This window comes from Streptomyces turgidiscabies Car8, assembly GCF_000331005.1.
GTDB classification, from domain to species: domain Bacteria; phylum Actinomycetota; class Actinomycetes; order Streptomycetales; family Streptomycetaceae; genus Streptomyces; species Streptomyces turgidiscabies.
The window spans coordinates 21121-28561 of sequence record NZ_AEJB01000493.1 but is presented as its reverse complement, the minus strand read 5'-3'; the positions used below and the strand labels follow the sequence as shown (position 1 = coordinate 28561).

Below are 7441 nucleotides of genomic sequence, written 5' to 3'. Positions count from 1 at the left end.
TCCGCCCCGGCCTCTTCAGGCGTCTGTCGCCTCGGTCTGTGCCGGCCCGACGGGCGGCCCGCCCCGCCACGGCGGCGGTGTGGCCGACCTGCGGGCCGCGTCCGCGCGGTGCGCGACCTGGTCGGCCTGGCTGCGCAGCCGCTCCTGCAGCCTGTCGGCAAGCTCGTGCGCGCTCGCTTCCCGGGCGTGCACCACCACGAGGGTGCTCCCCACGGTGATCTCGGCCCCGGCGGACCACGGCTGATCGCTGTGGTGCGCCTGGGCCCTGGTGATCCGCACCTCGCCGCTGACGGCCGGAAGTCCCGGCCGGCCCAGAGCCGCGTCGACCTTGGCACGGACGTAGGCGAGGGCTTCCTCGTCCACGTCGCCCTCGGCCCGTACGAGCACCGTGTCGGTGGTGACGTGGGTTCCGGTGTCCCTTGCGGTCATGTGCTCCACTCCTTCGGGTCTTTCCGATCGTTGGGCTGTGGCTCCAGACTGCTGTGCGCGCCCGCCTCGGCCCAGGGCCGCCCGGCCCCGGATCAGGGGCCGGACGGGCTTGCCTCACCTGCTGTCGCTGGCCTCGGACTCCGTCAGCGCGGCCCGTCCGGCCTCCAGGCGGGCGACCGGAACCCGGAACGGCGAGCAGGAGACGTAGTCGAGTCCCGCGGCGTGGAAGAAGTGGACGGAGTCGGGGTCCCCGCCGTGTTCGCCGCAGACGCCGATCTTCAGGCCGGGGCGGGTGGCGCGGCCTTCGGCGACCGCGATGCCGACCAGGCGGCCGACGCCCGCGCGGTCGAGCGTCTCGAAGGGAGAGGCGGCGAAGATTCCCTTGTCGAGGTAGGCGGAGAAGAATGCGGCCTCGACGTCGTCACGCGAGAAGCCCCAGGTGGTCTGGGTGAGGTCGTTGGTGCCGAAGGAGAAGAACTCCGCCTCCTCGGCGATCCGGCCGGCGGTGAGTGCGGCCCGGGGAAGTTCGATCATCGTGCCGACCGGGCAGTGCACGGGGACACCGGTCTCCTCGCTCACCTCGGCCAGGACCCGTTCCACTTCCGCGCGTTCGATGCGCAGTTCCTCGACGGCGCCGACCAGCGGCACCATGATCTCGGCCTCGGGGCGACCCCCGGCCCGGGTGCGTTCGACGACGGCCTCAGCGATGGCCCGTACCTGCATGGCGACCAGGCCGGGGATCACCAGACCGAGGCGCACACCGCGCAGGCCGAGCATCGGGTTCTCCTCGTGCATACGGCTGACGGCCGCGAGGAGTTCGGTGTCGTGCGGGTCGGGCGCGGCACCCCGGGCCGCGGCGGTGGCGACGCGGACGGCGAGCTCGGTGCGGTCCGGGAGGAACTCGTGCAGGGGCGGGTCGATGAGGCGGATGGTGACCGGCAGCCCGTCCATCGCCTCCAGGATGCCGGTGAAGTCCTGGCGCTGCTGCGGCAGCAGGGCCTCCAGCGCCCGGTCGCGGGCGGCGTCCGTGTCAGCCAGGATCATCTCCTCGACCAGCTTGCGGCGCTCGCCGAGGAACATGTGCTCGGTGCGGCACAGGCCGATGCCCTGGGCGCCGAACCGGCGGGCCCGCGCGGCGTCCTCGGGCGTGTCCGCGTTGGCGCGCACCTCCAACCGCCGTACACCGTCGGCCTGTTGGAGAGCGCGGGTCACCGCGTCGACCACGCGGGCGGAATGCTCTCCGCGCTCACCGGTCTCCAGGTGGCGGATGACCGCGGAGTCGACCAGCGCTGCCGCACCGGCGTACACAGCGCCGGCGGAGCCGTCCACCGAGATGACGGTGCCCTCCTCGACGACGGCGCCGTCGCGGGTGGTGAAGCGGCGGGCGTCGAAGTCCACGGTGAGTTCCTCGGCACCGCAGACGCAGACCTTGCCCATGCCACGGGCGACGACAGCCGCGTGGCTGGTCTTGCCGCCACGACTGGTCAGCACGGCCTGGGCGGCGACCATGCCGGGCAGATCGTCGGGGGTGGTCTCCTGGCGGACCAGGACGACCCTCTCGCCGGCCGCGGCGCGCCGTACGGCCTCGGCGGAGTCGAACACGGCCGCGCCGACCGCGGCACCGGGCGAGGCCGGCAGACCGTGGGCGAGCGCGTCGCCGGTCGCGGAGGCGTCGAAGCGGGGGAACATCAGCCGGGCCAGCTGTTCCCCGGTCACCCGGGCCAGGGCTTCGTCCGGGGTGATGAGTCCTTCGTCGGTCAGTTCGGCGGCGATGGCGAAGGCGGCCTCGGCGGTGCGTTTGCCGACCCGGGTCTGCAGCATCCACAGGGTTCCGCGCTCGATGGTGAACTCGATGTCGCACAGGTCCCGGTAGTGCCGCTCCAATGTCCGCATGTGCTGGCGCAGTTGCCGGTACGACGCCGGGTCCAGCCGCTCCAGCTCGGCCAGCGGCACGGTGTTGCGGATGCCGGCGACGACGTCCTCGCCCTGGGCGTCGGCCAGGTAGTCGCCGTACAGGCCGGGACGGCCGGTGGCCGGGTCCCGGGTGAAGGCGACGCCGCTGCCGGAGTCGTGGCCCAGGTTGCCGAAGACCATGCGCTGCACGGTGACCGCGGTGCCCAGGTCGTCGGGGATGTGCTCGCGGCGCCGGTAGAGGCGGGCGCGTTCGCCGTTCCACGACTGGAAGACGGCGAGGACGGCGCGGCGCAGTTGTTCGGCGGGGGACTGCGGGAAGGTCTCGCCCGTCTCGTCGACGATGAGGTTCTTGTACTCCTCGACGAGTTCGGCGAGGTCGCCCGCGTCCAGGTGCAGGTCGTCCGTGACGCCCCGGATTTCTTTCAGTACCCCCATGGCCCGCTCGAACAGGGCGGAGTCGACACCCATCACCGTGCTGCCGAACATCTGCACGAGCCGGCGGTAGGAGTCCCAGGCGAAGCGCGCGTTGCCGGCGGACTTGGCCAGGCCCAGGACGGATTCGTCGTTCAGTCCGATGTCGAGGATCGTCTCCATCATGCCGGGCATGGAGAAGCGGGCGCCGGAGCGGACGGAGAGCAACAGTGGGTTGTCGGGCTGCCCCAGCAGCCGTCCGGCAGCTGATTCCAGGCCGGTCAGATGCCGGGAGATCTCCTCGGACATCCCCTCCGGTTCCGCACCGGTGGCCAGGAAGGCCCGGCAGGCCTCCGTGGTGATGACGAAACCGGGTGGGACCGGAAGGCCCAGCCGGGTCATCTCGGCCAGGTTCGCGCCCTTGCCGCCGAGCAGGCCGGCCAGGTCACGGCCGCCCTCGTGGAAGTCGTACACGTAACGGACCATGACGCCGTGCTCCTCAGCTTCGTACGATGGCTGCGTGGGCTTCCTGCCCTTTCCAGCGTCGGTCGGCTGCCAGCCGGACGGCAGGTGCCGGCAGTCCCGGCCCGGGCCCGAATCAGGGCCGACCGGCCCTGGTCCTTCGGCCCCGGGGCGAGAAGGATCTCGGGTGGTGAGGCTGGTTCCGCGATGGACGGGCATCGGCACGGACACATGACGAGGAGCGACTGATGGCGGACAGTGAGCGGCCCGGCACCGACGACGGCGCGATCCGGGTCTTCCTGCTGGACGACCACGAGGTGGTACGGCGCGGAGTGCGCGACCTGCTGAACGACGAGCCGGACATCACCGTGGTCGGTGAGGCCGGCACCGTCGAGCAGGCCCTGGTGCGTGTCCCCGCACTGCGCCCGCAGGTGGCTGTCCTGGACGTCCGTCTGCCCGACGGCGACGGCGTGACCGTCTGCCGTGAGCTGCGCTCGCGCATGCCGGAGCTGGCCTGCCTGATGCTGACCTCGTTCGACGACGAGGAGGCACTCCTCGACTCGATCATGGCGGGGGCGTCCGGGTACGTGCTGAAGCAGATCCAGGGCTCGGACCTGGTGTCGGCGGTGCGCACGGTGGCCCGGGGCCAGTCCCTCCTCGACGCGAGCGCCACCACCAAGTTGATGACCCGTCTCCGCGAGGGCCAGCAGCCGGCGGAGGCCCCGGAGGCGCTGCCGGGCCTGACCGACCGGGAACGGGAGATCCTGGCCCTGATCGGTGAGGGACTGACCAACCGTCAGATCGGTCAACGGCTGTTCCTCGCCGAGAAGACGGTGAAGAATCACATCTCGCGCCTGCTGGCGAAGCTCGGCGTGGAGCGGCGCGTCCAGGCCGCCGTCATCGCCACCCAGGCCGAGGACCGGCTCAAGCGCGAAGGCCACTGAGGCTCCTCCGGCTCATGGCCACGGCGAGCCGCCCGGCCCGAAGGTCCCTCAGTTCGTCCCCGTAAGGCCCAAGTGCCGTCCGGTGCGCCACCAGCAGGCTGTGGAGCGCACCCGGACTTCACCGGGCGCCGATCGGGAGGACGACGGACATGACCGTGCGCGTGGGAATCAACGGCTTCGGGCGCATCGGGCGCAACTACCTGCGCTGTGTGCTGGCGCGCGCGGAGACAGCGGCCGGTACCTCGGTCGAGGTGGTGGCGGTCAACGACCTCACCTCCCCGGCCGCGCTCGCCCATCTCCTGGAGTACGACTCGACCTACGGCAGGCTCCACCGCACGGTCGAGCATGACGACACGTCGATCACGGTCGACGGCCACCGCATCGCCGTGACCGCCGAACGCGACCCCGCCGCCCTGGACTGGACCGGCCTCGGCGTGGACGTCGTCATCGAGTCCACCGGACGTTTCCGCGGCCGGGAGGACGCCGGGCTGCACTTGAAGGGCGGCGCCCGCAAGGTGCTGCTGTCCGTACCGGGCAAGGGAGTTGACGCCACCATCGTGATGGGCGTCAATGAGGGCACGTACAACCCGGAGAGCGACCACGTCGTCTCGAACGCCTCGTGCACCACCAACTGCGTGGCGCCGATGGTGAAGGTCCTCGACGACGCCTTCGGCATCGACAAGGGTCTGATGACCACCATCCACGGCTACACCAACGACCAGGTCGTCCTGGACGGCCCGCACAAGGACCTTCGACGTGGCCGGAGCGCCGCCGTGAACATCATCCCGACCAGCACCGGAGCGGCCCGCGCCGTGGGCCTGGTCCTGCCGGAGCTGGCCGGCACCCTCGACGGCCTCGCGGTCCGCGTCCCCGTCGAGGACGGCTCGCTGACCGACCTGACCCTCGTTCTGGACCGGGAGGTGACCGCCGAAGAGATCAACGCCGCCTTCCGGACTGCCGCAGACGGGCCGCTCAAGGGCATTCTGCGGGTGTCCGACGCTCCGATCGTCTCCCGCGACGTCGTCGGCGACCCCGCCTCCTGCGTCTTCGACGCCCCGCTCACCCAGGCCCGCGGAAACCTCGTGAAAGTGTTCGGCTGGTACGACAACGAGTGGGGCTACACCAACCGGCTCCTCGACCTCACCGAATACGTGGTGGCCCGCCTTCCTCAGCGATGACTGTCAGCGACAGCCCGGTCCCCGACTGTTGTCGGGTGATCCAGTACCGCCCCCTCCGACGGACCGATACGGTGGAGCCCAGAGCGCTATGGCCAGGTTGCCGGCGCGTCGTAGGGGACCTGGAGGAACGTCGGTGGGAAGCCCCAAGCAGCCAAGGGAAGCCCGCGTCAAGCTCCCCCAACTGCGGCTGGACGAGCTGCTGGAGGAACTTCAGGCTCGTCTGGACGCTGCTCGCGGCACCCGCGACCGAGTGCACAGCCTGCTGGAGGCAGTGCTCTCCGTCGGCCGCGAACTGGACCTCGAACAGGCGCTGCGCGGCATCGTGGAGGCCGCGGCGGTGCTCGTCGAGGCCCAGTACGCGGCCCTGGGCGTGATCGGACCGGACGGCAGACGGCTGTCGGAGTTCCTGACTGTCGGCTTCACCGAGCAGCAGATCGCGGCGATCGGGCCCTACCCGGAGGGTCACGGCATTCTCGGCGAAGTGATCCGTCACCCCGAGCCCCTGCGCCTGACGAAGATCTCCGAACACCCCAACTCCTATGGTTTCCCGCCCCACCACCCGCCGATGAACTCCTTCGTCGGAGTGCCGATCCGGGTGCGGGACCAGGTCTTCGGCAACCTCTATCTGACGGAGAAGAGGGACGGCGCACAGTTCGACGAGGAGGACGAGTCGGTACTGTCGACGCTGGCCGTCGCGGCCGGTGTGGCGATCGACAACGCCCGCCTGTACGAGGAGTCGAGGCTGCGCGAGCGCTGGCTGCGGGCGAGCGCCGAGATCACCCACACCCTGATGTCGGGCAGTGATCGTGGCGAGGTCCTTGCCCTCATCGCGGAACGGGCCCGGGAGATCACCGGCGCTTCCCTCGCGGTGGTCGCCGTACCGATGGAGGGCACCGACTCCCTCACCGTGGAACTGGCCATCGGGGAGGCGGCGGAGGCACATCGCGGGCTGGTCCTGCCTGTGGAGGACAGCCTGATCGGCAAGGCCTTCTCCGGCGCCGCCCCCGTCACCAGCCCGGATGTCTCTCGTGACGAGCCGGTGGCTTCTCCGGGCGAGAGCACCGAAGACACCAAGGGCGCAGAAGACCAGGGGAGTGTTCCGGCCGGGGGTCCCGCGCGGTTCACCGGGCTCGGCCCGGCCGTTGCCGTGCCCATCGGTACCACCGGTGGGGTACGAGGCATCGTCCTGCTGGTCCGCGAGGCGGGCCGCACGGTCTTCACCGAGAAGGAGACCGAACCGCTCCAGGGCTTCGCCGCCCAGGCCGCGGTCGCGATGGAACTGGCGGAGCGCCGCGCCGACGCCGCGCAGATCGCCGTCCTCCAGGACCGCGACCGTATCGCCCGGGACCTCCACGACCTGGCGATTCAGCGACTGTTCGCAACCGGCATGACGTTGCAGAGCGCGGGCCGCTTCATCGACCACGCGGAGGCTTCGGAGCGGGTGCTGAGGGCGGTGGACGACCTGGACGAGACCATCAAGATCATCAGGTCCACGATCTTCGGACTGCGGGCACGCGACGGAGTCTCCGGACCGGGCCTGCGCGCCCGGGTGGTACGCGCGGTCGGCGAGGCCGCGCCGGTGCTGGGCTTCGCGCCCGGCTTGCGCATGGACGGCCTGCTGGACACCCATGTGCCCAAGGAAACCGCCGAGCACGTGGTGGCGGTGCTGTCCGAGGCGCTGACCAACGTCGCCCGTCACGCCCGCGCAGACCGGGTCGGGGTCGCCCTGGAGACCGACGGCCGTGAGGTGCGCCTGACGGTCACCGACAACGGTGTGGGCATCCCGCCCGACGGCCGGCGCAGCGGACTGCGCAACATGGCCGAGCGGGCCCAGCAGCTGGGCGGAGAGCTGGAGTTGAGCAGTCCGGCGAGCGGGGGCACTGCCTTGGTGTGGCGAGTGCCGGTAGCGGAGGGGAAGAGGTAGGGGCGCGTCGCTGCCGGATCAGCGCGACGCCCTCGCGGCCGCAGCGCGGTGGGCGATGGTGCCGTGGTTGCCGGAGCCCGTAACGACGAGGGCGCCGGCCCACAGACGGGCCGAGTCGATCGCCACCCGGCGTCCGGCGCGATGACCAGGTGACGAGCCGGTCGGGTACGTCTAGGTCG

Annotated in this window: 5 protein-coding genes; 3 read left to right on the top strand and 2 right to left on the bottom strand. The window is 71.2% G+C overall.

Annotated features, from left to right (window positions below; all coding sequences use genetic code 11):
- Nucleotides 1-15 precede the first annotated feature (15 nt).
- Nucleotides 16-429, bottom strand: coding sequence for a hypothetical protein (locus tag STRTUCAR8_RS35335; RefSeq protein WP_006381036.1), 414 nt, complete (start codon nt 427-429; stop codon nt 16-18).
- 114 nt (nt 430-543) lie between these two features.
- Entirely contained in the window at nt 544-3240 is a 2697-nt protein-coding gene (ppdK, locus tag STRTUCAR8_RS35330; RefSeq protein WP_006381041.1) for a pyruvate, phosphate dikinase, read from the bottom strand.
- Between the two features lie 224 nt (nt 3241-3464).
- Between ppdK and STRTUCAR8_RS35325 the strand changes: the two genes are divergently transcribed.
- From STRTUCAR8_RS35325 to STRTUCAR8_RS35315, 3 genes are all read left to right on the top strand, one after another.
- Nucleotides 3465-4160: a response regulator gene (locus STRTUCAR8_RS35325; protein WP_006381040.1), complete on the top strand. Its 696-nt coding sequence runs from the start codon at nt 3465-3467 to the stop codon at nt 4158-4160.
- A 149-nt stretch (nt 4161-4309) separates the two neighbouring features.
- On the top strand, nt 4310-5338 hold the full coding sequence (gap, locus tag STRTUCAR8_RS35320; RefSeq protein ID WP_006381019.1) for a type I glyceraldehyde-3-phosphate dehydrogenase: 1029 nt from the start codon (nt 4310-4312) through the stop codon (nt 5336-5338).
- Nucleotides 5339-5471: 133 nt separating this feature from the next.
- Nucleotides 5472-7262, top strand: a complete 1791-nt coding sequence (locus STRTUCAR8_RS35315) for a sensor histidine kinase (protein ID WP_006381027.1) — start codon at nt 5472-5474, stop codon at nt 7260-7262.
- The last annotated feature ends 179 nt before the right edge of the window (nt 7263-7441 follow it).

Coding starts and splice junctions, on each gene's coding strand:
- STRTUCAR8_RS35335 (WP_006381036.1), bottom strand. CDS start 429: ATGACCGCAAGGGACACCGGAACCCACGTCACCACCGACACGGTGCTC.
- ppdK (WP_006381041.1), bottom strand. CDS start 3,240: ATGGTCCGTTACGTGTACGACTTCCACGAGGGCGGCCGTGACCTGGCC.
- gap (WP_006381019.1), top strand. CDS start 4,310: ATGACCGTGCGCGTGGGAATCAACGGCTTCGGGCGCATCGGGCGCAAC.
- STRTUCAR8_RS35325 (WP_006381040.1), top strand. CDS start 3,465: ATGGCGGACAGTGAGCGGCCCGGCACCGACGACGGCGCGATCCGGGTC.